This is a genomic window from Rickettsiales bacterium (assembly GCA_033762595.1).
GTDB lineage: Bacteria > Pseudomonadota > Alphaproteobacteria > Rickettsiales > UBA8987 > JANPLD01.
In genome coordinates this window covers 1-1,710 of sequence record JANRLM010000064.1, presented here as the reverse complement: position 1 = coordinate 1,710, position 1,710 = coordinate 1, and the positions used below count along the sequence as shown (strand labels likewise).

2 protein-coding genes are annotated in these 1,710 nt (G+C 32.5%); both read left to right on the top strand.

Features of this window, described 5'->3' with window-relative positions; translation table 11 throughout:
- The first annotated feature begins 552 nt into the window (after positions 1 to 552).
- Positions 553 to 1,008, top strand: coding sequence for a hypothetical protein (locus tag SFT90_04865; GenBank protein MDX1949813.1), 456 nt, complete (start codon positions 553 to 555; stop codon positions 1,006 to 1,008).
- Positions 1,009 to 1,017: 9 nt separating this feature from the next.
- A complete protein-coding gene (locus SFT90_04860; GenBank protein MDX1949812.1) occupies positions 1,018 to 1,710 on the top strand; it encodes a hypothetical protein in 693 nt (230 codons plus the stop codon).

The window sequence follows — 1,710 nt, the reverse complement described above, 5'->3', positions numbered from 1 at the left end:
AAAATGCCCTTGTTATAATAAAGCTGAACATTGCAAATGCACTGAATGTTCTTGTGATGCTTGCAAATGTGGTGATTGCTCTAGCAAGAATTGCAAATGTGAAAAATGTAAGTGCGAAAAATGCTCTGATTGTTCGGATTGCAACAAGGCTGAGAACAAAAACAGCTCTGGCTTGATTAAAAAAACTAACAATCAAGATGGCAAAAAATGTAATAAATGCCCATCTGAGAAGTAGGTTTTTTGATAAAGTCTGGTGAGGGCAAGAGGTTAATTTTTTTTAAGCCCTCACCCTCACCCTCTCCCACGGGGAGAGGGAATTAAATTGTAAAATAATTTTCTCAAAAAAATCAACCTCTCTGCATTTTTGCAGATAAGTTGTTATAATTTATTGATGTATAATAATAATTCTGATTTGAAAATATCTGCATTTTTGCAGATGAGATTTTCTTAAATGGCAAAATTTCCTAAAATGAAACATTCTTAACAATTTTTAATGCATCTTCCTACTTAGTAATTTATGTGATAGAATAAAATATCTACTCAAATAACTTAATGGCAAAAGATAATAACAATAATGATGATGATTTTAAGGGTAAGAAAAGCCCAGAGATAGAGGTTGACCCTGTTACTGGCAAAATAACTATCAAGCAAAGCAATAATTCCTCAGATGTTGAAGCGAATGCAGAAATTGGTGATGATAAAAAGTCAAATTCTCAGCAATCACGCAAAAAGATGATTGAACCTCATCATTCGCCAGATGATAAAGCTATTGAAGCACAAAGTGAACTTGATAAAAAGTTGCAATTTCTGCACGCTATGTCGCAAAGGCTTAGCAATGCAAGGCCGAATAATAAAGATGTTTATGTAACTAAAAATATTGGTGATAAACTGCAAAAAATTGGCGTAAAATTTTTAGGGCATATCGCGGCTTCTAGAATGAATAATGTTTCGCCCTCAATTCAAGTTGGTAGCAAGTCAAATGATAAAGATATTGATTTAGAAAGATAATAAAAAATAATGAATCAGCAAAAAGAAAATATAATCCAAGAGTTTTTTGGGAATTTGTTTAAGTCAGTTTCTGAATTTGCGACGAGCATTTTTAATGCAGAAATTAGCGATAAGCTGGTTTTAAGTAGCGACGAAGTGCAAGAAACTCTATTCAAAACTAAGCAAAATATTATCAATATTACTAAGGATAATATTGTAAAATCTAGCACAAAAGCTGATTTTTTAGAGCATACAAAAAAATCTTTTAATGCAATTCAGATAAATATTCCGCAGGCTAATATAGACTTTAATTTACTTGAATCCTGTCTAAAAAATGAAGAGATTTTCAATAAATATCTTATGATTTTTGAAATTCCAGATGCTAATTTCAAAGATGTTAAAGATGCAATAATTTCAGCGGAGCAAGAAAAGCAATTAGCCTCAAAAGCCAAGGAAATCAAACTGGAAACTAAAAAAGAGCCTCTTACTGAAGAAGATGTTAAAAAGCAAAAACGCACTGCAAAAATTATGGAGCGTGTAGAGGCTCTACTCAAAAAATTTGGTGATGCTTTTGCAAAAATTTTCCGCTCGGAAGGCTCAGTTTTAGCAGATTTCGGCGTGCAATATAAAGGCAAAGTTGAAGTTGAAAAATCTGGTTTGCTAACCCCATCTATAGGCATCGCACCTACTAGAAATATTGATAGAGACAAAAATTATCAGTGA